The organism is Flavobacterium geliluteum (assembly GCF_017948595.1).
GTDB lineage: Bacteria > Bacteroidota > Bacteroidia > Flavobacteriales > Flavobacteriaceae > Flavobacterium > Flavobacterium flavipigmentatum.
In genome coordinates this window covers 73,687-95,545 of record NZ_JAGFBV010000004.1, presented here as the reverse complement: position 1 = coordinate 95,545, position 21,859 = coordinate 73,687, and the positions used below count along the sequence as shown (strand labels likewise).

21 protein-coding genes are annotated in these 21,859 nt (G+C 34.2%); 3 read left to right on the top strand and 18 right to left on the bottom strand.

The window, feature by feature from the left end:
- Positions 1 to 88 precede the first annotated feature (88 nt).
- The 7 genes from J3495_RS03625 to J3495_RS03595 form a co-directional block, all read right to left on the bottom strand.
- A complete protein-coding gene (locus J3495_RS03625; protein ID WP_210665212.1) occupies positions 89 to 1,189 on the bottom strand; it encodes an AI-2E family transporter in 1,101 nt (366 codons plus the stop codon).
- 111 nt (positions 1,190 to 1,300) lie between these two features.
- Positions 1,301 to 1,834, bottom strand: a complete 534-nt coding sequence (locus J3495_RS03620; RefSeq protein WP_210665211.1) for a mechanosensitive ion channel family protein — start codon at positions 1,832 to 1,834, stop codon at positions 1,301 to 1,303.
- Between the two features lie 10 nt (positions 1,835 to 1,844).
- Positions 1,845 to 2,429 (bottom strand): Maf-like protein, encoded by a 585-nt coding sequence (locus J3495_RS03615; RefSeq protein ID WP_210665210.1) that lies wholly within the window; start codon positions 2,427 to 2,429, stop codon positions 1,845 to 1,847.
- Positions 2,422 to 3,348: a geranylgeranylglycerol-phosphate geranylgeranyltransferase gene (locus tag J3495_RS03610; RefSeq protein WP_210665209.1), complete on the bottom strand. Its 927-nt coding sequence runs from the start codon at positions 3,346 to 3,348 to the stop codon at positions 2,422 to 2,424. Before J3495_RS03610 ends, J3495_RS03615 begins: the two co-directional genes overlap by 8 nt.
- Positions 3,349 to 3,455: 107 nt before the next feature.
- Positions 3,456 to 3,983, bottom strand: a complete 528-nt coding sequence (locus J3495_RS03605) for a KdsC family phosphatase (RefSeq protein WP_210665208.1) — start codon at positions 3,981 to 3,983, stop codon at positions 3,456 to 3,458.
- Positions 3,967 to 4,728: a Rossmann-like and DUF2520 domain-containing protein gene (locus J3495_RS03600; RefSeq protein WP_210665207.1), complete on the bottom strand. Its 762-nt coding sequence runs from the start codon at positions 4,726 to 4,728 to the stop codon at positions 3,967 to 3,969. The genes J3495_RS03605 and J3495_RS03600 overlap by 17 nt, the downstream gene beginning before the upstream one ends.
- A gap of 70 nt (positions 4,729 to 4,798) precedes the next feature.
- Complete coding sequence (locus J3495_RS03595; RefSeq protein WP_210665206.1) at positions 4,799 to 6,487, bottom strand: glycoside hydrolase family 28 protein; 1,689 nt, start codon at positions 6,485 to 6,487, stop codon at positions 4,799 to 4,801.
- Positions 6,488 to 6,801: 314 nt separating this feature from the next.
- Here J3495_RS03595 and ccsA point away from each other — a divergent pair, with 314 nt between their 5' ends.
- Entirely contained in the window at positions 6,802 to 9,987 is a 3,186-nt protein-coding gene (gene ccsA / locus J3495_RS03590) for a cytochrome c biogenesis protein CcsA (protein ID WP_210665205.1), read from the top strand.
- Between the two features lie 214 nt (positions 9,988 to 10,201).
- Here the strand turns inward: ccsA and arsB are convergent, their stop codons facing one another.
- The 5 genes from arsB to J3495_RS03565 all read right to left on the bottom strand — a co-directional run bounded on the left by arsB (position 10,202) and on the right by J3495_RS03565 (position 13,467).
- Positions 10,202 to 11,269, bottom strand: a complete 1,068-nt coding sequence (gene arsB / locus J3495_RS03585; RefSeq protein WP_210665204.1) for an ACR3 family arsenite efflux transporter — start codon at positions 11,267 to 11,269, stop codon at positions 10,202 to 10,204.
- 1 nt (position 11,270) lies between these two features.
- Positions 11,271 to 11,900 carry a low molecular weight phosphatase family protein gene (locus tag J3495_RS03580; protein ID WP_210665203.1) on the bottom strand — a complete coding sequence of 210 codons (630 nt, stop codon included), beginning with the start codon at positions 11,898 to 11,900 and terminating at the stop codon, positions 11,271 to 11,273.
- Between the two features lie 51 nt (positions 11,901 to 11,951).
- A complete protein-coding gene (locus J3495_RS03575; protein ID WP_210665202.1) occupies positions 11,952 to 12,425 on the bottom strand; it encodes a DUF6428 family protein in 474 nt (157 codons plus the stop codon).
- Positions 12,426 to 12,485: 60 nt separating this feature from the next.
- Entirely contained in the window at positions 12,486 to 12,812 is a 327-nt protein-coding gene (locus tag J3495_RS03570) for an ArsR/SmtB family transcription factor (RefSeq protein WP_210665201.1), read from the bottom strand.
- A gap of 145 nt (positions 12,813 to 12,957) precedes the next feature.
- Entirely contained in the window at positions 12,958 to 13,467 is a 510-nt protein-coding gene (locus J3495_RS03565) for a hypothetical protein (RefSeq protein WP_210665200.1), read from the bottom strand.
- A gap of 364 nt (positions 13,468 to 13,831) precedes the next feature.
- Here J3495_RS03565 and rpsA point away from each other — a divergent pair, with 364 nt between their 5' ends.
- Positions 13,832 to 15,610, top strand: coding sequence for a 30S ribosomal protein S1 (rpsA, locus tag J3495_RS03560; protein WP_210665199.1), 1,779 nt, complete (start codon positions 13,832 to 13,834; stop codon positions 15,608 to 15,610).
- Positions 15,611 to 15,963: 353 nt separating this feature from the next.
- On the opposite strand, the gene J3495_RS03555 is transcribed toward rpsA, so the two are convergent.
- Entirely contained in the window at positions 15,964 to 16,491 is a 528-nt protein-coding gene (locus J3495_RS03555; protein WP_210665198.1) for an ExbD/TolR family protein, read from the bottom strand.
- Positions 16,492 to 16,700: 209 nt separating this feature from the next.
- Here J3495_RS03555 and J3495_RS03550 point away from each other — a divergent pair, with 209 nt between their 5' ends.
- Positions 16,701 to 17,255 carry a fasciclin domain-containing protein gene (locus J3495_RS03550; protein ID WP_210665197.1) on the top strand — a complete coding sequence of 185 codons (555 nt, stop codon included), beginning with the start codon at positions 16,701 to 16,703 and terminating at the stop codon, positions 17,253 to 17,255.
- A gap of 90 nt (positions 17,256 to 17,345) precedes the next feature.
- Here the strand turns inward: J3495_RS03550 and J3495_RS03545 are convergent, their stop codons facing one another.
- The 5 genes from J3495_RS03545 to J3495_RS03525 all read right to left on the bottom strand — a co-directional run bounded on the left by J3495_RS03545 (position 17,346) and on the right by J3495_RS03525 (position 21,633).
- Positions 17,346 to 18,191 (bottom strand): EamA family transporter, encoded by an 846-nt coding sequence (locus J3495_RS03545; RefSeq protein ID WP_210665196.1) that lies wholly within the window; start codon positions 18,189 to 18,191, stop codon positions 17,346 to 17,348.
- Positions 18,192 to 18,199: 8 nt separating this feature from the next.
- Entirely contained in the window at positions 18,200 to 18,799 is a 600-nt protein-coding gene (locus J3495_RS03540; RefSeq protein WP_210665195.1) for a peptidylprolyl isomerase, read from the bottom strand.
- 77 nt (positions 18,800 to 18,876) lie between these two features.
- Positions 18,877 to 19,017: an SsrA-binding protein gene (locus J3495_RS03535; RefSeq protein ID WP_210665194.1), complete on the bottom strand. Its 141-nt coding sequence runs from the start codon at positions 19,015 to 19,017 to the stop codon at positions 18,877 to 18,879.
- 103 nt (positions 19,018 to 19,120) lie between these two features.
- A complete protein-coding gene (locus J3495_RS03530) occupies positions 19,121 to 19,717 on the bottom strand; it encodes a 3'-5' exonuclease (protein WP_210665193.1) in 597 nt (198 codons plus the stop codon).
- A gap of 2 nt (positions 19,718 to 19,719) precedes the next feature.
- Positions 19,720 to 21,633, bottom strand: coding sequence for a DUF294 nucleotidyltransferase-like domain-containing protein (locus J3495_RS03525; RefSeq protein ID WP_210665192.1), 1,914 nt, complete (start codon positions 21,631 to 21,633; stop codon positions 19,720 to 19,722).
- Positions 21,634 to 21,859 lie beyond the last annotated feature (226 nt).

The window sequence follows — 21,859 nt, the reverse complement described above, 5'->3', positions numbered from 1 at the left end:
ATTTCGAAACATCAAAAAAAAGGGTGTATAGATAATTATATCATGAATATAAGTCAAATAATATAAATATTCTCAAATAAATTCGTTTTTAACTTTCAATTTTAATTTTTCGAATTCTCCATGTGAATTTTTTAGGCATGTGATTTCCCATAAAATAACCCCAGGGTTCCAGAGATTCTATTCTGTCAAAGATAATTTTTAGAATGGCCAAAAGAGGAATGGCAAGAAACATTCCAGAAATTCCCGAAGCTGCACCGCCAATAATGATTCCGATAATAGAAACCATAGCATTTATTTCTACTTTAGAATTAATAATTAAAGGAACAAGTATATTGTTATCAATTAGTTGTACTATAACGTTTACAATCAAAATACTAATAATTACAGAGGTTTCCGGAGTTCCTGTGAGCGAAGCAAAAATGGTAATTACACCAGCTAGCATGATACCAATATACGGAATCATATTCAAAATACCAGTAATAAGTCCTAATAATACAAAATATTTAACCCCAATAATCCAAAGTCCTAATGCCGTTAAAATAGAAACAATGATCATTTCCAGAATTAGGCTTATGATATAATTGTTGACAGAAACCTTTATCTGACATAAAATATCTTTTAGAGTATTGTGGTTTTCTTTTTTGATCAATTTGGCCAGAAAAAGAATAAAATGATCTTTATAAATTAAAAATAAAAAGGTATAAATTGGAATTATTGTACAATCTAAAAGCAAATCAGAGACAGAGATTAGGGCAGAACCCAAAGTAGCCTTGCCATTCTTTACAGAATCCTTTGCCACATCGTCAATGTATTTATTTTGTTCGCCAAGACTAAGATTAAAATTGTCTTTTATAAACTTTTGAATGTCGACCAGAAAGCTATTTGCATTTTTTTTGATAGTAGAGAAATCATTGGCAATATCGCTAACCTGATACGATATAAAGACCATAATACCAATGATACAGGCAGCAAAAAACAGTACACTAAGGATCGCAGCCAAATAACGGGGAAATCTAAATTTTACATTTAGAAAAGTAAATATGGGTAATAATAAAACGGCAACCAGAAAAGCCATTAACACAGGCGTAATAACGTCTTTACCAATATAAAAAAGGAATCCGAGCGAGAGTAATGTAATTAAAATAAAGGCGATCTTTGCGAAAAAAGGCAATTCTATCTGCTTAATCATGTTTTTGAAAGTTTGGTGAAACTAAAATTTGGATGAAGCAAATATGGTATTTTACAAAGATTTTATTGTTTTAATTTTTTAAGATTAAATTACAAAATTCCCATTAACAATTTAATCAAAGAAGTCTTTCTCTTCGTAAGAATGGGCAGGCATGATCGAAATACCTTTTTGAAGCAGTAAATTATTGGGGTAAATAATTCGTTCGCCATCTTTGGTTTTTAAATTGACATGAAAGGCGCTTATATCCTCAATTTCTGCTTCTATCGGAAAATCTTTGTCGTGAATTTTTATTGTATCTCCGATTTTAAAAGGAAACGAAAAAAACAAAATCATCCCCGAAGTAACATTACTTAAAATAGACCATTGTGCAAACAGCGCTACTCCAATAACGGTTGTAATGGAAGAAATCGTGATAAAAATGTCTTTAGTATCAACACCCCAGATCACAATCAAACTCGTGATTACCAGGATATTCATTAACAAATGAACATATTTAATTACCAAATTGGTTCGGTGCTCTAATCTTTCACTGGTTTTTGCAAATTTTCGAATCAATTTTGCAACAATAACTCTCAGTAACATCAATACGATAAAAAGTACGATTGTTACCAGTATTTCCTGTGAATATTCTTTGAAAGAAAACATAATTTTAATTTTATTCTAAAGTACTTAAATATTCGTAAACTTTAGCAGTTGGAAGCCCCATAACATTTGTATGCGAACCTTCGACTTTGGCTACAGCCATAAAACCAAACCATTCCTGAATGCCATAAGCACCAGCTTTGTCGTACGGCTGATAATTTTGAATGTAATACAAAATAGCTTCATCAGAGATATCATTAAAGGTAACTTTGGTAGTATCGTGTAAAAGGGTAGAAGCAGTACTAGTTTTAAAACAAACAGAGGTAATCACTTCGTGAGTAGTATTCGACAATGATTTTATCATCGTAAAAGCTTCCTCGGCATTTTTTGGTTTTCCTAAAGCTTTATTCTGATGCCAGACGATAGTATCGCTGGTTACTAAAATTTCGTTAGGCTGCAATTCTCCTTCAAAAGCGCTGGCTTTCAATTCAGCAAGAAAATTTGTTATTTCGACTGCTTTTAATTCCGGAGGATAAATTTCTTCGATATCTTTCAATCGTATTTCGAAATCCAAGTCCAAATCCTTAAAAAACTGTTGTCTGCGTGGTGAACCTGAGGCTAGTATTAGCTTGTATTTTTTTAATTTTTCTTTAAGCATTATAGCGAATATTGAATGTGATGACTACAATTGATAAAATTCCGAAAAGTAAAATCAATTTTAAAACGGTACTCAAATGATGAAAATCTTTTTTTGATTTTGCTCCATAGATTTTTACAATAAAATAAAGCAGGGGAGCCAATACAAAGGCAAAAGCATAAAAAGTGACGAAAAAAAGACCGTTTTCTACAAAATATTTGTTGCAGTAAAGAAGCAGTAAAATAAAGGAAAAAATGGCCAAAACCAACGCTATGATAGCTGCTCTGCGATTTCCTATGGCAATAGGCAGCGTATTCATTCCTTGATTGTAATCACCGTCTACATCTTCTATATCTTTGATGATTTCACGAATTAAATTAATCATAAAAGCAAACAAAGCATAATCTGTTAAAATAGAAAAAAAACTTGCCATTTGCGCCTGATTTTCTGAGTTAGTGGCAGGAAATAAATCAAATACCCCAATGATGACAACGCTCGAGGCGAGCAATAGTGCAACAACAATATTCCCTAACACCATAATTTGTTTTAAAGCAGTAGCATAAAAATAAAGAAGTGTGGCAATTAGAATAAAAAGTACGGCAAAACTAGGTCGCATTATCACATTAGACAAATAACAACCAATGGCAACGCCTGTAATATTGAGGGTAATATAAATATTATAGGCTGCTGTTTCTGTAATTCCTTTACCAATGACAACATCTTTTGGTTTATTGATGGTGTCACTTGCGACATCCATGATATTATTGATTACATAACCTGCGGCCGCAATCAAAACTGTACTTAAAATTAGCAATCCATATTGCCAGTCGGCCAAAGCCAGCGGAATATTTTGCAATTTTAAAAAAGCATATCGAAACAATACCTGCATAAAAGCAAGCATGAGTAAGTTCTGGTATCGAATGAGTTTAAGGAATTTCATTTTTTTTTAAGAGACAAAGGTTCAGAGTTACAAAGGTTCAAAGGTTTTTCTAAAATAAAGTTGCTAAAGCTATATTTTACTTTTTACAAAATTCATTTCAAAAAAAATCAATCGTGTTTTCCATCAAAATAATCCATCCATTTTCCTTGTACTTTCATGACTTGCTCAATCACATCACGTACCGCGCCTCTTCCGCCTTTTATGTGCGAAACGTAGCGGCAAATATTCTTGATTTCTGGACTCGCATCCTGTGGACAGGTAGGTAATCCAACTAATTTCATCACATGAAAATCTGGAATATCGTCACCCATATACAATACTTCTTCCGGTTTTATGCTGTAAATATCAGTGTATTCTTTAAAAGTTGTTACTTTATCAGGAGTACCTAAATGAATATCGGTAATCCCTAAATTGCGCAATCTAATGCGAACGCCTTCGTTGCTTCCTCCCGAAATAATACAAACATTATAACCACTTTCTACAGCTGCTTTCATGGCATAACCATCGCGAATATTCATCGTGCGAAGCATTTCTCCCTCGTTGGTTACAAAAACAGATCCGTCTGTAAGTACGCCATCAACATCAAAAACAAAAGTTGTGATGTCATTCATTATTTCTTTAAAATGTTTTGCCATTATGCTGTATAGATTGTGTTAGGAGTTTATAAATATTTTTTTGATTCTCATTGGTGAGATAGTCCAAATGTGCTTCGATTGTGCTAGAATCATTGCGTTTTGCAGGGCCCGTTTGTGCATCAGCGGGATTTAAAATTTTTATTTTTTGTGCAGTTTCCTGAATCAAAGGCTTCAGAATTTCAAAAGGAACCTGATGTTCTACGCAAATTTCATGACCTATTTGATACAAATAATTGGTGAAGTTATTTACAAATACGGCAGAAACATGTAATGCTTTTCGTTGTTCTGAACTAATCGGAAAAACGGCATTCGAAATGCTTTTGGCTACAGTTTCTAAAACACTGTAATCGGAATGATTTTCGGTTTCTAAACAAAACGGAATTACGGAAAAATCAACAGCTGCGTTTTTAGAAAATGTTTGTAAAGGATAAAAAACACCACGTCGATTTTTTGGATCTAAAGCGTTTAAAGAAACCGTTCCTGAAGTATGCACCACCAATCGATTTTTAAAAGCTAATTGCTCTGAAACGCTTGCAATAGCATTATCCGCTACTGCTATGATATATGCATCTGACTCTTGTAAAGCGGAATAATCAGTTACAATTTGAGTAGGATCGAGTAGGTGAGACAACGTTTCTTTTTGCCTCGAAAATACCTGTACAATGTCGACAAGCTCACTTTTAGCGAAAGCTTGTATCAAATGTTGCGCAACATTCCCAGAACCAATTAGCGTTATTCGAATCATAGCGCAAAATTAGCATTATTTTTTAAATTGTGGAGACGCTACTGTTTTGCGTCTCCACAATTTATTTTTATTAAAACTTCACAGCTCCTTTTGCAACGGTTTCTCCAATGGTTGTTTTTTTAGAAAAATCTAGATTTTTAGAAGAGGCTAACTCGATGTTTTTACTTTCTGATCCATCTATAGTAATTGCTTTTGCAGAAGTCGAACTGAATTCGATGTCCTTGAAAGACATGTTTTTACTGTTGTAAATTTCGAATACCGTTGGGTTTTCAATATCCAATTTTGCATTGCTAATTTGGATTCCGTTCGCATCAATAATAGAGAAACCTTTTTTAGCTTTGGCTATTAAATTTGAAATTTCGATATTTTCTAAATTCATTTCAGGCAAACCTTGCAAAAATACGGCTTGATAAGCTCCGTTTATCGTTATGTTTTTTATCGAAATATTTTTAAACTGAGGTGTTTCTTCGTTTACAGGAACCGCTTTAGTATTGATTTTATTGCCACCTTCCGCTAATGTTTCGGCAATAGATTTTCCTCCATAATAAAGATCGAAAGAAATGGCTTGAGAGGGAATATCAGTCATGAAAATATCCGAAATATAGATATTTTCAACGATTCCGCCTCGTCCGCGCGTGCTCTTAAAACGCAATCCTACATCTGTACCCATAAAAGTACAGTTAGAAACATGCAGATTTTTTACACCGCTGGACATTTCGCTTCCTACCGTAACACCACCGTGACCATGATAAACTATATTGTTTTTGACGATAATATTTTCGCAAGGAATACCGCGATCGCGACCGTCTTTATCTTTTCCAGATTTAATACAAATAGCGTCATCACCAACATCAAAACTAGAATTTTCTATGATTACATTTTTGCACGACTCAACATCAAGACCATCACCATTTTGAGAATACCAAGGGTTGCGAACCGTTATATTGCGTACAATTAAATCTTCTACCATGAGTGGATGAATATTCCATGCAGGTGAATTTTGAAAAACAGGACCGTCAAAAAGTACTTTTTTACTATTTTGAATACTCACCAAAACAGGACGAAGAAAATCATGAATGGCTTCAAATTCTTCTTTGGTTTTTAGATCAAGACGTACATTTTGATCCGCTCCTACAGCCGCCTTCATAAAGGCTTCAGAGGGGTACCAAGTATCTTTTTTTTCGTTTAGGACTCCACCTGAGGCAACAAGTTCTTTCCATTGGCTCTCGTTAAGTTTGCTTTTTTTGACTTGTCTCCAAGCTTCTCCGGAACCATCCCAAACACCATTTCCTGTAAAGGCTATATTTTCTAGATTTTTGCCGTAAATGGGCGAGATGCAACGCCAGGTATTGAGTCCTTCAAAACTAGTCTGAATGATCGGATACAATTTTTTGTCAGTAGAGAATTTTATTAGAGCGCCCGTTTGAGCGTGCAATTCGATGTTGCTTTTAAGTATAATTGGTCCTGTTAGCCAAATGCCTGGTGGAATTATAACTTTTCCGCCACCTTTTTTTGATACAGCTTCAATAGCATCAGCGAAAGCTTGAGTATTTAAAGTGTGACCACCATTTACAGCGCCAAAATCTTTGAGGTTTACTACATTATTTGGAATCACAGGTTCTTGAACCTTAGACATCTTAAATTCGATGTTTTCGTAGGTATCATAATCCTTAACTGTTTGAGCTATACTTTTGTTTGGATAATTTGCTGTTACAATTGCAAAAGCAATATACAATAGCCGAATTGTTTTAGTTTTCATTTTTTTTATGTTAGATGCGGTTGGATAGTTATGTATTAAATCGTCGTGTGATGTTATCTGTTTTTATTAAAAGTGGAAAAAATATTCTGTTAAATAATCACAATAACAATGTAATCGATTACACAAATTTAATAAAAATTTTTTAAAAAGAGAAAAATATTGTGTTCAGTTGTTTTGTAAACCTAAACTTATGATTGAGGTAAATTTGATCAAAATGGCAGTTTTTTTTGGTTTTAATTAACAAATGCCAAATATTAGAACTCAACAATTTTGAGTACTTTTGTGGCACTTTTATACAATGTAATTCGTTAAAAATGGATAAAAAAATATTCTCTTTTTTGTTTTCTACACGTTTAATGGCCACTCTTTTTTTAGTATTTGCAATCGCGATGGGTGTCGGAACTTTTATAGAAAGCAAGTACAATACAGATACTGCCCGCATTTTAGTTTACAATTCTTGGTGGTTTGAAGCAATAATGGTCTTTTTCATGATTAATTTCATAGGAAATATTAAACGTTATCAATTACTTAAAAAAGAAAAATGGGCCACCTTATTGTTGCATATTGCTTTTATTTTTATTCTTTTAGGAGCTTTTGTTACGCGATACATTAGTTATGAAGGTGTAATGCCCATTCGAGAAGGCGCTGCCGAAAATCAGGTTCTTTCTGAAAAAACGTATCTAACGATTTTTGCTGATGGCGAATACAAAGGCGAAATGAAGCGCAGAGTTTTCGAAAAAAGTCTTTTATTATCTCCAGTAACCAACAATGATTTTACGGTTTCAGGTAAGTTTGACCAAACTCCTTTTGAAGTGACTTATTCTAATTATATTCTGGGGGCCAAAGAAATGGTAAAACCCGATGCAAAAGGAACTTTATATTTAAAATTAGTAGAAGCAGGTGAAGGCGGGCGTGAAGAGCATTTCTTGAAAGAAGGAGAAGTTCAGAATATTCATAATGTTTTATTTGCTTTGAATAAATCAACGGCAGGTGCTATAAACATTAATACTACGGGAGAAAAATATACAATTCAAACACCATTTGAAGGTACTTTTATGCGAATGGCCGACAAATTACAAGGAACAGTAACCAAAGAAAATATTCAGCCTTTGATGATGCGTTCGTTGTACAGTATTGGCGATATCCGTATTGTATTTCCAGATCCTGCGGTGAGAGGAACTATTGCCTACGAATCAAATAATGATTTTAAAGCAAAAGCGCATAACGATGTTTTGGTGGTAAAAGTAAAAGCAGAGGGTCAGGAAAAAGAAATAACACTTATGGGGTCAAAAGGCAGGTTAGGGGAACCAAAATCGGTAAAAATTGGCAACATCGATTATACTTTATTCTACGGAAGTAAAGCTTATGTTTTACCTTTCAAAATAAAACTAAACGATTTTATTGCTACTAAATATCCGGGAACCGAAAAAAGTTATTCTGCTTTTGAAAGTAAAGTAACCGTTCAGGATTCTGCCACTACTTTTGATGCAGATATCTACATGAATCATGTCTTGGATCATGAGGGATTCCGCTTTTTTCAATCTTCATTTGATCCAGACGAAAAAGGAACTGTGTTGTCTGTCAACCATGATTTTTGGGGAACTTCTATAACGTATTTAGGCTATTTTATGCTATATTTTGGTATGATGGCCATTATGTTCACCAAAAATTCTCGTTTTACAGATCTAAAACGCAAATTAGACGTAGTAAAAAAGAAAAAAGAGAAACTTATTACTATTTTGGTTCTAATGCTAAGTTTTGCAGGTTTTGCACAGGCGCCTCATGTACATAAACATCAAAATAATGAAGACCCGAATGATCATGCTAATCACGTAACAGCTCCACCTAGCGAAAAGCAAATCGATTCGCTATTGAATATTTACAAGGCACCTGAGGCTCATGCTGCAAAATTTGGTCGTTTGATTATTCAGGATGCGGGTGGAAGAATGAAGCCAATTAATACTTTTTCATCAGAATTACTTCGAAAAGTAAGTCATAATGATACATATAACGGAATGAATTCTGATCAGGTATTTTTGTCCATGACGCAATATGCTCAGGTTTGGATACAGGTTCCTATTATTCATTTAAGAGCTGGAAATGATAGTATTAGAAAAATTATCGGGGTGGAGAAAGACGCGAAAAAAGCCCCTTTTGTGAAGTTTTTTGACGCTAACGGAAATTATAAATTATCACCTTATCTGGATGCTGCTTACAAAGCAGCAAATCCAAATCAGTTTGAGAAAGATTTTATCGAAACTGATAAAAAAGTCAACTTAATGGAATCTGCTTTGAGCGGAAGCATCCTTAAAATTTTCCCAATTCCGAATGATCCCAACAACAAATGGGTCTCGTATTTAGAGCTGGAACATGCTGGTTTAAAAGGAATGGATGCTACTTATACCAAGCAAATTATCCCGTTGTATTTTAGTGCTTTAAATAATGGCGCTATCACCAAAGATTTTAAAACTGCAGATCAGTTAGTAGAAAGTATCAATGGTTTTCAGAAGAAATTTGGAAGCAAAGTTCGTCCGAGCGAAAGAAAAATCGATCTTGAAATAGCCTCTAACAAATACAATATTTTACCAAAAATGGTTTATTGGTATTCGCTTACCGGAATATTTATGCTGATTTTTACACTTTTCAGTACTTTTTTCGATAAAAAGTTTTTACGCGTTACAGTAAATGGTTTTCATATTTTAATCGGATTAATATTTGGAGTTCATACACTAGCTTTAATCGCACGCTGGTATATTTCTGGCCATGCACCTTGGAGTAATGCATACGAGGCGATTGTATACGTTGCATGGTCTACGATGTTCTTTGGATTAGCTTTTGACCGAAAATCAAAACTTACTGTAGCTTCAGCAGCTTTTGTTACGGCAATGATTTTTATGTCTTCAAATTTAAATTGGATTGATCCTGAAATATCAAATTTACAGCCAGTACTTAATTCGTATTGGTTGATGATACACGTAGCGGTAATCGTAGCGAGTTACGGACCTACAGCACTTGGAATGATTCTTGGTTTTGTGGCGTTGATATTGATTTTCTTCACCAACGAAAAGAATAAAGAAAAAATGAGCCTGAACATCAAAGAAATTACCTATATCAACGAAATGGCTTTGACAATTGGTTTGATCATGCTTACAATTGGTAACTTTTTAGGAGGTCAATGGGCCAACGAAAGCTGGGGACGCTACTGGGGATGGGACCCGAAAGAAACTTGGGCATTAATATCGATTATGGTTTACGCCTTCGTAATTCATGCGCGTTTTGTACCGTCGCTTCGTAGTGCTTGGTTTTTTAATGTGATGAGTATGTTTGCGTTTATATCAATTTTGTTTACCTACTACGGAGTCAATTTTCACTTGGTTGGGTTGCACTCGTATGCAAGCGGAGAAGCGCATTCTCTCAGTTGGATTTGGTATTCTATGGGCGCAATTGGTGTTATTGCTGCAATCACATACCCTGCTTATCGTAAATATTATAAAAAATAAAACAGTAAATTCGTTATATTAATTCACAAAAAAAAAGGTTCAATTTGAACCTTTTTTTTATTTAAATTTTAATAAGAAGCTATTCCTGCTGTCCTTCCAAATCTTTTGCTTTTTAAAGAAAAAAGCAAAAGGATTTTCCTTCCCATCAGGGCTAGGGCAGTTGTTTTTATTAGAAATATTTCAAAAAAACTCAGCATCTCAGTCACGAAGCAGCTTAGTGCCTTAAAAAAAATTTTTTCCTAAACCAAAAAGCCACATTTACCAAAGCAATCAAAGCAGGAACTTCGACCAAAGGGCCAATTACGCCTGCAAAAGCTTGCCCGCTGTTAATACCAAAGACACCAATAGCAACGGCAATGGCGAGCTCAAAATTATTTCCCGTAGCCGTAAAAGCGATCGCAGTACTTTTAGAATAATCTGCACCAAAATACTTTCCGATAAAAAAACTAGCGATGAACATCAGTACAAAATAAATCAATAACGGAATCGCAATCCGAATAACATCCATCGGAATCTTAACGATCAATTCACCTTTTAGGCTAAACATCACTACAATTGTAAATAGTAGCGAAATCAGTGTAATAGGAGAAATAAACGGTACATATTTGTCTTGAAACCAGGTTTCACCTTTCCATTTTATCAAAGCATATCGACTGAGGATACCCAGCGCAAACGGAATTCCTAAATAAATACCAACACTTTCTGCAATTTGCCCGATGCTAATGGTAACATTAAATCCGGTGTAACCAAAATAAGGAGGCAAAACGGTGATAAAAATGTACGCATAAACGCTGTAAAGCAAGACCTGAAAAATACTGTTTAAAGCGATTAAACCAGCCGCATATTCCCTGTTTCCATCTGCAAGATCATTCCAAACTACGACCATAGCAATACACCGCGCTAATCCAATTAAGATCAAACCAATCATATATTCAGGATATCCTTTTAAGAATAAAAGCGCCAAAATAAACATCAAAATGGGGCCTACAATCCAGTTCAAAAACAAAGAAGCGCCTAATACTTTTGTGTTTTTAAAAACGTCGCCCATCTTCTCGTATTTCACTTTTGCCAAAGGAGGGTACATCATCAAAATAAGTCCAATTGCGAGCGGAATATTAGTAGTTCCGCTCGAAAAAGCGTTGATAAAATTTCCGCTTGACGGAATAAAATAACCAATCGCAACGCCAATAAGCATGGCTAAGAAAATCCAAAGGGTTAAAAATCGGTCTAAAAAACCCAGTTTTTTTCTCGCGACTGCGGGAGTACAATGATTGATAGCCATATTATTTTTTTATTAGAGAAAAAACATAAAACATTTCGTTTGCAATCTGAAGGCTTCTTTCCTCATATTTCGCGGCTTGTTGTGGCGTACCATCAAATGCTTTTGGATCTTCAAAAGTAATGGGAATACGTTTTTCGGCACCCGCAATAAAAGGGCATCCGCCATCAGCTTGCGAGCAGGTCATGATCGCTGCAAAACCATTTTCGGGGTTAAAATCAGCATCATAGGTTTTAGAAAAACCGATTACAGGAGCTTGATTCTCTGCAAATTTTATTGCGTAAACAGGATTGTTTTCTTGAGATAATTTCTGAATTTTAAAGCCTGATTTCTCCAAAGTTTTAGCTACTTTTGGGAATAGGGCAGTAGCTTCTGTACCGCCAGAATAGCAAAATACGTTTGAAATGCCGTAAAAATAAGCCGCTGTTTGCGCCCAAACCTGAGACAAATGGCTGCGTCTGGAATTGTGTGTGCAAATTAAATTTAGCCTGATTTCGCTTTGTGTATCTACTTTTTGCTGAATAAAATCTGCCAGCGGTTGCAGAATGTTTTTACGTTCCGGACTTATTCCTTCAAAATTAAAAGATTGAACTATAGTTTGAATTTCCGGGAATAATTGGTTTTGACTTGACATCTTATATAAATTGTTAATACATAGGTTTATTGGTTTTCGATAAGTTAAATATTAGCAGCAACCTCCGCCGGGAGTGCAGGAATTGGCGCTGTCTGCATTTAATTGTGTAAGTTTTAGTTTTGGCTTTTCAGAAGGGATTCCGCATTGGTCTTGCGCCAGACAAGCCGTTTGTTTGTTTAAAAGCATAAAATCTTTACCATTAAAACCTAAATCATATTTGCCAATTGTCGTGTCCTGATATTCTACTTCAATTTCAAAATCTTCAATTCCTAAAACTTTTTCCGAAAGTTCAATAATGTTAAGTAATTTATTGGGTTTTAAGCGGTGATCAAAATCATTGGCGTCCCAAAGCTGAAAGTTGACAACGGTTTCTTTGCGTACCGTTCCGCCACAATCAATAAAGCTTTTGGTGATCAGGCCGACTTCAGTGACGTGAAAATGTTCCGGAACAAAGTTTCCGTTTGGTAACTGAAAATTTACAGTTTCAACTGTTTCTAATGTTTTTTTAATTTCTGATAGTTTCATAATATTTTATATTGATTGTTTATTGCAATATTGCGATGCTAAAAAGCAAAAAAATGCTCTTTAGCAACATTTTTGATTGGTAACTGTTGTGATGATTTTTGAAAAATAGTCTTTTAGGATATCAAAAGTTTTTTCGTCAATACAATAGCAAATTGAGTTTCCTTCTATACTTCCTTTTATCAAGCCTGCATTTTTTAGCTCTTTTAAGTGTTGTGAAATAGTAGGTTGTGCAAGTGGTAATTCGTTTACGATATCGCCACAAATACACGAATTTACTTTGAGCAAATAGTCGATTATGGCAATTCTGGCGGGATGTCCCAATGCTTTTGCGATAATTGCAATTTGGTTTTGCCTGTCTGTAAAGTGATCTGTTTTGGTAGCTCCCATTTTTTGTTTATATCTATATTGTAATATTACGATAAACATTGTGTAAAAAAAAGAAAAATCACTATTATTTTGTTTGCCCTATTATTAATGTCTTTGATAACTAATATTTTAGAGTTCTCATCTTAGCCTGTAAAGAGAAAAAGGGTTATTGTAAAGATGCGATCATATCTTCGACTTGCTTTTTTTGTCTGGCGTATTTTTGCTGCAGCTCAGAACCTTCGCCCATGCGTTGGTAATATTCCAGACCTTTTTGAGCGAAAAACTTTTTATGAAAAGTCGAGATTTCGGGAATTTGCGGAAATAAAATATTAAAATTCATTTCGTAATAGGCCTGCCATTCCCGTTCATTTTTGTCTAAAACATAGGGTTTTATCGTTTTTTGATTGACATGTACCATTTCGTGCACGATTAAAATTAGCATTAATTCTAACGGAAATTCGAAGGTGTTTTCTGGAATTCGGATGATTTGTGGTTTCCCGAAGTCGCCTTCGGTGGTCATGAGGATAAAGTAGGGTTTGGCTTTTTCTCTGAATTCGAATCCCTTTAGATTGGCATTTTTGAGATTGTATTTTTTTAGCAGCCAAAATACGGCGTTTATTACTTGCCCGTTTTGATGGAGTGTTGCTATTTTTTGCTTTATTTGGTCAAGAGTCATTAAACAAAAATAAGTAAAGATTTCTAATTTGAAATTTAGTTTTTTGGGAGAGTTCTAAAAAAGTCCTTCACCTCTAATCTAGCCCCGATAGAGCCCAATATCCTTTTATGGCAGTGTTTGCCATAAAAGATAGGGGCGAAAGCGGGACTTTTGGTCTTGAAAAGCGATAAAAGTGCTGCTTCTGAGCAATTGACTGATAATCATCGGTTATTTATTTTGCAGGTACAAATAAATGTATTAATTTTGCAATCCTTTTGGCAAAGAAGAGTTTCCATTAGGAATCAACTATTTATGTAAAACAACTTCTGTTTTTTCTACTGCTTTATGAAACTCGAGGAAAACAGAATACAAATTTTTTATCAGCATGTCTGAACAATTAAAATCACAAGAAGAGTTTTTAGCAAATTTTAACTGGCACAATTTCGAAGAAGGTATTGATGCAGTAGATGAGAAAAACTTACAAGAGTTTGAAGACTTAGTATCAAAAACTTTTATCGCTACAGATCAAGAAGAAGTAGTTGAAGGAGTTGTTGTTAGAATTACAGATAGAGACGTTATCGTTGATATCAATGCTAAATCTGAAGGTGTTATTTCTTTAAACGAATTCCGTTACAACCCAGCTTTAAAAGTAGGTGACAAAGTAGAAGTATTAATTGACATCCGTGAGGACAAAACAGGTCAATTGGTATTATCTCACAGAAAAGCACGTACTATTAAATCTTGGGATAGAGTTATTTCTGCAAACGAAACAGGAGAAATCGTTAATGGTTTTGTAAAATGCAGAACTAAAGGTGGTATGATCGTTGATGTTTTTGGAATTGAAGCTTTCTTACCAGGATCTCAAATTGATGTTAAGCCAATTAGAGACTACGATGTATATGTAAACAAAATGATGGAATTCAAAGTGGTAAAAATTAACCACGAATTCAAAAACGTTGTTGTATCTCATAAAGCGCTTATCGAAGCGGATATCGAAGTACAGAAAAAAGAAATCATCGGTCAATTACAAAAAGGACAAGTATTAGAAGGTGTTGTTAAAAACATTACTTCTTATGGTGTGTTTATTGACTTAGGTGGTGTTGATGGATTGATTCACATTACAGACCTTTCTTGGAGCCGTATTAACCACCCAAGTGAAGTTCTTGAATTAGACCAAAAATTAAACGTTGTAATCCTTGATTTCGATGATGAGAAAACAAGAATTCAATTAGGATTGAAACAATTAAACGCTCACCCATGGGATGCTTTAGATGCTAATTTAACTATTGGTGATAAAGTAAAAGGTAAAGTAGTTGTAATCGCTGATTACGGTGCATTTATCGAAGTTGCTGAAGGTGTTGAAGGTTTAATCCACGTTTCTGAAATGTCTTGGTCTACTCATTTACGTTCTGCTCAAGATTTCGTAAAAGTAGGTGATGTTGTTGAAGCTGTTATCTTAACATTAGATAGAGATGACCGTAAAATGTCATTAGGTATCAAACAATTATCGCAAGATCCTTGGACTGATATTACTTCTAAATACCCAGTAGGTTCTAAACATACAGGTATTGTTAGAAACTTTACAAACTTTGGTATTTTCGTAGAATTAGAAGAAGGAATCGATGGATTAATTTACATCTCTGACTTGTCTTGGACTAAGAAAATCAAACACCCATCTGAATTTGTAAATGTTGGTGAGAAACTTGATGTAGTAGTATTAGAATTAGATGTTGACGGACGTAAATTATCTTTAGGTCACAAACAAACTACTGCTAATCCTTGGGATCAATACGAAGATTCTTTCGCTGTAGGAACTATCCACAATGGTGAAATTTCTGAAATCGTTGACAAAGGAGCTACTGTAGAATTCGGAGATGATATCGTTGCTTTCATTCCTACTCGTCACCTTGAAAAAGAAGACGGAAAGAAATTGAAAAAAGGAGATTCTGCTGATTTCAAAGTAATCGAATTCAACAAAGAATTCAAAAGAGTAGTTGCTTCTCACACTGCTATTTTCCGTGAAGAAGAAGAGAAAAATGTGAAAGCTGCAACTGAAAATACTTCATCTAACTCTTCTACAAATGCACCAGCTGCAACTTTAGGAGATAACAATGATGTATTAGCTGCATTGAAAGCTAAAATGGAAAAAACTGAGAAAAAATAATTCTTAGATTTTTATAAATAGAAAGTCCCACAGTGATGTGGGACTTTTTTTTTGCTTTTGTTTCAGAATTTTGTTTGTTTTAAGTTTTCTTTGTTTCAGGTTTCAAGTTTGTAATCGAGAACCTTTTTGCGCTTTTTGTAGAGACGCGCCGCAGCTCTCTTACTTTTGTTAGAGTAGTAATATTAGAATTTTCAGAAGCTATTCCTGCTATCATTCCAATCTTTTGCCCCGCTAAAGGAGCGGTACAAAAGGATTTTCCCTTCTATCAGGGCTAGGGCAGTGGTTTTCAGTAAAAAAATTCATTTTTTCAGAATCTTACCATTTTGAGAAAGACGAAGAATCTCTGCGATATTTTATTTCAAAGCCAATAATTTTGATTCTTCAGGAGTGAAGTCGTTTACAATTGCGTAGGTCTCAATTTTTGCAATTGCCATTTCATCCAAAATGTCAACCAAATTTTTAAAGTTGCATTTTTTACTTGGTTTTATGATTACAATCGCGCCTCTTCCTGATCGTCCTTTATAACTTGAATATTCAAATTCGCTTTTATTTCTCCTTAAAAGTTCTTTACGTATTCCATTTTTACCATATTCTATTTCTCTAGCTGGAGCTATAGGGCTTGCTAAAATTCCCATATAAGATACTAATTTATTATTTTCACCCAGCAGTATTGTTATTGTTCGGTCTTCACCACAACCACGTCCATAACGACCACAAGTCAAACCATTATCAGGTAAACTTAAATCAATACCTTTTGGTTTTGCCAATTCAATTGTCACCATAAAAAAGATGATCAATAAAAAAGAAACACTCACCATTGCGGTCAAATCAACTCGTGTATTTAACTTTTTACTTCTTACTTTTTTTGGTAGATTTTGCATATTGAGCTAATTTTTATTAAAGTTATCGAAAAAAAGAATACCAAAAAGGCACGGAATCGAAAAATTTTTAAAAATAATTTTAATCAGTAAAGCCTTGTTTTACAGTGTTTTTTTATAATGTTTTAATAAAGGGATCTCTTTTTTAATTTTTTTATAAAACCAAAACGAATCTTACGCCGTAAATGAGCTTATAACTTAAAACATTAATTATGAAAACTAGAAATTTTTTAGCCGTAGCAGTATTAGCATTAGGATTTGGATTTACATCATTTGCTCAAAAAACAGTAATGGTTGGTGGAGCAGCCATGTATCCAAATAAAAATATTGTAGAAAACGCAGTTAACTCAAAAGATCACACTACATTGGTAGCCGCTGTAAAAGCTGCTGGATTAGTAGAAACATTACAAAGTAAAGGACCATTTACCGTTTTTGCCCCAACAAATGCCGCGTTTGATAAATTGCCTGCAGGAACAGTAGATACATTATTGAAACCTGAAAATCTTAAAACATTACAAACGGTGTTAACCTATCATGTTGTTGCAGGAAAAATGAATGCCTCTGATATTGCAAAAGCAATAAAAGCCGGTAACGGAAAAGCAACTTTTACAACAGTTAGTGGTGGTACTTTGACTGCCTGGATGCAAGGAAAAGATTTATACATCACAGATGAAGGTGGAAACAAATCTAAAGTAACAATTGCAGATGTTAACCAATCAAATGGTGTAATTCATGTAGTTGATACAGTATTATTGCCAAAAATGTAATACTCTTTTAAAATTTAAAACCTAAATTCCAAATTCCAATTTTTAAAAAGTTGGAGTTTGGAATTTTTAAGTATTTAGAATTTTGTAAATTTATTTCTTGGCCGTCAAAGTTGATCCGGCAGAAGCTATTACAACACAAATTACTGCCAAAATTTCGTAAAAAGTTAGATTTTCTTGTAAAAATATAAAGGCGCAAATGGCTGCTGCTGCAGGTTCTAAACTCATTAAGATACTAAAAGTACGTGGAGGAAGTTGGCCTAAAGCTTTCATTTCTAATGTAAACGGAATAGCACTTGATAAAAGTGCAAGTGCGACACCCATACCAAAGAATTTTGGAGTGAGATTCGCAAATCCGTTCTCGTAAAAACCAAAAGGGAGAATAAGAATTGCAGCAAAAAGCATTCCTGTAGAAACGGCCTGACCACCGTTCATTATTTTAGAAATTTTCCCTCCCAAAACAATATAAGCAGCCCAAAGCGCTCCCGCAACAAGCGCAAATAAAACACCCAAAGAATCAATTCGGGTATTGGTCCACGGAGCAATCAAGGCGATTCCTGCTGCAGCCAGTACTACCCAACAATAATCAACCAGGCGTTTAGAACCAATTATAGCAACTAACAAAGGCCCGATAAATTCAAGTGTAACAGCGAGCCCAATTGGAATTCTTTCTATAGCGAGATAAAAAATCAAGTTCATGGCTCCCAAAGACAGTCCGTACGGAATGACTATTCGCCATTGTTTGGGTGTAATTTGAAATAAATTCGGTCGATACGCCAACAATAAAATTAGAGCCGAAATTCCGATTCGAATAGATGCCGTGCCCGCCGCTCCAATTGCAGGAAAAAGAGTTTTGGCAATTGCTGCGCCACTTTGAACACTAATGATAGCTAAAAGAACTGCCGGTACAGGAGGAATATTAAATTCTTTATTTTTCATGTTCAAATTTAGCTTCTAATTTTTAAAATAGTCAATTCATCTACTTTTCTGTCAGTGAATGTTTTATAGACAACATAATACCATTTTTGCTGATTCAGATCAACAGTAAAAATATCATTTTGGAGGTGATTTTTTACGGCTGCTTCAAATTCTTTTACCATCATGCCTTCCGCAAACCAGCCTAAATCACCGTTTTTATTGCTGTCCATGTTGTATTCATTGGCCAGATCAGTAAAAGAAATTCCGTTTTTGTATTTTTTCAAAATAGTATTTCGCAAATCATTTATCGATTGTATCGAAATTTTATTTCCATCCAAAAAAATATAACTTACCCTGAAGGCATTGGTTTTTTTCGAATTAATAACTTTATAAAGACCATTTTGATCCGAGAAAACATCACCTGGTTTCTTCTTGTTAAAAATTTTATACGCTAAATTCGTTTCAATTTCGGGATTAACTTTCCAGATTTCACTTTGAAGTTCTGAATGGCTTTCAATAAATTCATTGGCCTGATCAATCGTATTTATTGACTTTAATTGCTCTTTGATACCTTGTCCTAAAACAGATAAACAAATCAGGGAAAAAGTTATAGCGAAAAAAAATTTCATATTAAAAAAATAAAAGCAACAAAATACCTGACAAAAAAGAATGCGTTATCAATAATCTTGCGGAATAATAAAATTGTTTATCCCAAAGCTCGTTTTGTAACATAAGCACGATAGCCAATGATCGCCATTTGCCATTTTTTTGCTTTCGAAATATCTAAACCTTTTTTGGTAAAACTAGGTAATAGAATTTTGTTGAGTCGGGCTAGAATTTTATACATAGTAGGTAGATTTTTGCATAGATTTTTTCAAAGATATAAAAAAAGACCTTGTGTTGATACAAAGTCTTTTGGTTTTAGATTTAACATAGAATATCTTAATATTTTATTTAATTCCCAATCTTGATTTTAATTTTAAGAATAAAAGTGCAATTCTATAGGCATTTTCAGAAGTAGAAGGTCTGTCGCTTTTTGGGATTTTATAAATTTCACATAAATCATCTAGCGTAAATTCCTTATCGGTGATATCCTTGTGCTTTCTGTACATCATGTCTACATCTAGTGCTTCGTTTCTAAGTCTGCCGCAATCTAGTCGTTCCAGCGCCTCGTTGAGCATTTCTATATTAAAATTGATATGATGTCCGACCAATACAGCATTGCCAATGAAGTCAATTAATGACTCAATTGCTTCTGGTTCAGTAAGTTTCTTCATTTTGCTATCAATAATAAAATCATTCGAGAGCTGATGATCTTGCAGGAATTGATATTGAAGCAAAACGCTCTCAAAGCTATCTTTGATTATAATGGCATCCTCTACAATAGCAAAAGCGCCCACTGACAAAATAACATCCTTATCTGGGTTTAAACCAGAAGTTTCAGTAGAAAGTACAACAAATCTATTCGGTTTTGAATCGAATTTTGTTAAGTAGTTTTTCCAGAATTCCGGATGTTCTTTATTTATATTTTTAAGCCAGTCTAACATGTTTATGAAAATTGTGTAAGTTGAAATTTGCTCTTAATAAGCTCCTCAAGATCTTTCATAGGCTGCAAAGCATTTTTTAATTTCTCTCTGTCAATTTTAGAAAACTCCTTGATATTAACATATTCACCAGAATCATCATTTTTTAATCCTTCGATCGTTCTAAATTTAGACAAGGTCAAAAAAGCTTCGGCACAGCTCAAATAAATTTCAGCATTTTTAGAATCGGTTATTGCCAATTGCTTGAATCTTAAATAAGTATTTTTAATTCCTTTGATGTTTGAACTCAAAATTAAGAGGCGTGCAGAATCGATCAACGGCATCAAGGCTCTTGTTTTTATATCAAATTTTCCTTTATGCGGTCCTTCTTCCTCCAAAATTAACTTTTTGAAGAAACTCAAAGGCGAATTTTTTCGTAATGCATCATTTCCTAAGAAATCAAAGAAAAGAGTGTTATTGGTCGCATTTTTGAAAATAACATTTTCCAGTGCTTCCTCAATTTTAGGTTCACCAAAAACAATTTCATAATCAAAGAAAATACTGCTCAAATCATTACTGTTTTCACCTGGAGTATTCATCCAACTATTGTATTGTTTTGTCCAGTCTGTCAATGATTTACACCACAACATATTGCTTCCCATGTGTCCGTTAGGGCAATAACTGTAACCAACTTTTTCTAAGATAGAAGAAGTTCTTTTGGCCAATCTTAAAAAATAATCTTTTACATCACGGTATTTTTCTGGAGCCACATCTTCAAAAATCAAAATACTATCCTGATCGGTAAGCAATAATTGTTCTTTACGTCCTTGACTACCAGTGCTTAACCATGCAAAACGAGCAGGAGGGGAGCCCAAATCTAAAATAGACAGCTCTACAGCACGCCTGATGATGGCCAAATTAATCTCTCCAGCAATGTTTGTAATATGAGATAGCGGTACATTTTTTTGAATTGAATTTTGAATCAAATCTGACAAACGATCGCGTATTTGTTTTAAATCTTTTGCCAGTTGTGCACGTTTGATTTCTTTGATCAAGACCCCGGGATTACTGGCTTGCGCAACAATTAAATCGTGCTCAGAAATAATTCCTTTTACAACAGATTTACTTGTGCCATCTTTGGTAACGCACAAGTGCGAAACATTGTGTTTTAGCATCAATAATTGTGCTTCGGCCAAAGAAACATTTTCAATAACGGTAACCACCGGAGACGACATGATTTTATCGATAGTCTCGGTAATAGGATAGCGTCCTGTTGCAATTTTTGACGATAAATCGGCTTCTGTAACAATACCAATCGGATGCTTTTTTTCGGTAACGACAACATTGTCGACCATTGCATTTGTCATCAATTGCGCGACATCTTTTACAATACTGTTTTGATCAGCTGTAAGAGGCGAATTGTTGTATGAAAGTGACTGAATGTATTGCATTTCAGTCTGTTGGTCTACATAGAAACCCGTGTCTGAAATTTGTTTGCTGCCCGATACAGTGTCTTTTGTATGACGCGAGTTTACAGCGAAACTTTCTAACAGAAAATTCAGTACATTAGAATTATTGGCGACAAAAGGTCTAAAAACAGCTATCGGAATGGCGTAAATGATACTTTCTTCCCGTGCTTTTGCCGTCATCATATAATTGTTCTTGGCAAAAAACGGGCGAAGTCCAAAAACGTCACCTTCATGACATTTATTTAGAATTGTTTCCTCTGCATCAGCAATGGTGCTCAGATTGATCGTTCCGCTGGCAACAACGTAAAAACTATCGTGCAATACGTCATTAATCTGGAACAAAATAGCGTTTTTTTCTAAATTCAGTACATGAATATTAGAAGCAATTTCAGATAATTCTTGAAAAGTTAGATTGTCAAATGGCGGGTATTCTTTTAAAAAATCTGCAATATGCTCAGCAATAGTATTCATACGTTTGATATTTTTTTTAAAGTATCGAATGTAAAAATAATAAAATAAAACCTTACAATGAAAGCATCTTAAACAGAATATATTTATTTTAATAAAATGCTAATTTTTAGATATTTATAATTTGTTAATAGTTTTTTTAAAGGCTTTAATGGAGTAATTGATCAATTTGTTTTTTTGAATTTTAAGAATCGAATGATAATTAGGTAAAATGATAGTGTAATAGGTA

Bases quoted from the DNA above. Each gene is read 5' to 3' on its own strand.
- J3495_RS03625 (WP_210665212.1), bottom strand. From the start codon at position 1,189: ATGATTAAGCAGATAGAATTGCCTTTTTTCGCAAAGATCGCCTTTATT.
- J3495_RS03620 (WP_210665211.1), bottom strand. From the start codon at position 1,834: ATGTTTTCTTTCAAAGAATATTCACAGGAAATACTGGTAACAATCGTA.
- J3495_RS03615 (WP_210665210.1), bottom strand. From the start codon at position 2,429: ATGCTTAAAGAAAAATTAAAAAAATACAAGCTAATACTAGCCTCAGGT.
- J3495_RS03610 (WP_210665209.1), bottom strand. From the start codon at position 3,348: ATGAAATTCCTTAAACTCATTCGATACCAGAACTTACTCATGCTTGCT.
- J3495_RS03605 (WP_210665208.1), bottom strand. From the start codon at position 3,983: ATGGCAAAACATTTTAAAGAAATAATGAATGACATCACAACTTTTGTT.
- J3495_RS03600 (WP_210665207.1), bottom strand. From the start codon at position 4,728: ATGATTCGAATAACGCTAATTGGTTCTGGGAATGTTGCGCAACATTTG.
- J3495_RS03595 (WP_210665206.1), bottom strand. From the start codon at position 6,487: ATGAAAACTAAAACAATTCGGCTATTGTATATTGCTTTTGCAATTGTA.
- ccsA (WP_210665205.1), top strand. From the start codon at position 6,802: ATGGATAAAAAAATATTCTCTTTTTTGTTTTCTACACGTTTAATGGCC.
- arsB (WP_210665204.1), bottom strand. From the start codon at position 11,269: ATGGCTATCAATCATTGTACTCCCGCAGTCGCGAGAAAAAAACTGGGT.
- J3495_RS03580 (WP_210665203.1), bottom strand. From the start codon at position 11,900: ATGTCAAGTCAAAACCAATTATTCCCGGAAATTCAAACTATAGTTCAA.
- J3495_RS03575 (WP_210665202.1), bottom strand. From the start codon at position 12,425: ATGAAACTATCAGAAATTAAAAAAACATTAGAAACAGTTGAAACTGTA.
- J3495_RS03570 (WP_210665201.1), bottom strand. From the start codon at position 12,812: ATGGGAGCTACCAAAACAGATCACTTTACAGACAGGCAAAACCAAATT.
- J3495_RS03565 (WP_210665200.1), bottom strand. From the start codon at position 13,467: ATGACTCTTGACCAAATAAAGCAAAAAATAGCAACACTCCATCAAAAC.
- rpsA (WP_210665199.1), top strand. From the start codon at position 13,832: ATGTCTGAACAATTAAAATCACAAGAAGAGTTTTTAGCAAATTTTAAC.
- J3495_RS03555 (WP_210665198.1), bottom strand. From the start codon at position 16,491: ATGCAAAATCTACCAAAAAAAGTAAGAAGTAAAAAGTTAAATACACGA.
- J3495_RS03550 (WP_210665197.1), top strand. From the start codon at position 16,701: ATGAAAACTAGAAATTTTTTAGCCGTAGCAGTATTAGCATTAGGATTT.
- J3495_RS03545 (WP_210665196.1), bottom strand. From the start codon at position 18,191: ATGAAAAATAAAGAATTTAATATTCCTCCTGTACCGGCAGTTCTTTTA.
- J3495_RS03540 (WP_210665195.1), bottom strand. From the start codon at position 18,799: ATGAAATTTTTTTTCGCTATAACTTTTTCCCTGATTTGTTTATCTGTT.
- J3495_RS03535 (WP_210665194.1), bottom strand. From the start codon at position 19,017: ATGTATAAAATTCTAGCCCGACTCAACAAAATTCTATTACCTAGTTTT.
- J3495_RS03530 (WP_210665193.1), bottom strand. From the start codon at position 19,717: ATGTTAGACTGGCTTAAAAATATAAATAAAGAACATCCGGAATTCTGG.
- J3495_RS03525 (WP_210665192.1), bottom strand. From the start codon at position 21,633: ATGAATACTATTGCTGAGCATATTGCAGATTTTTTAAAAGAATACCCG.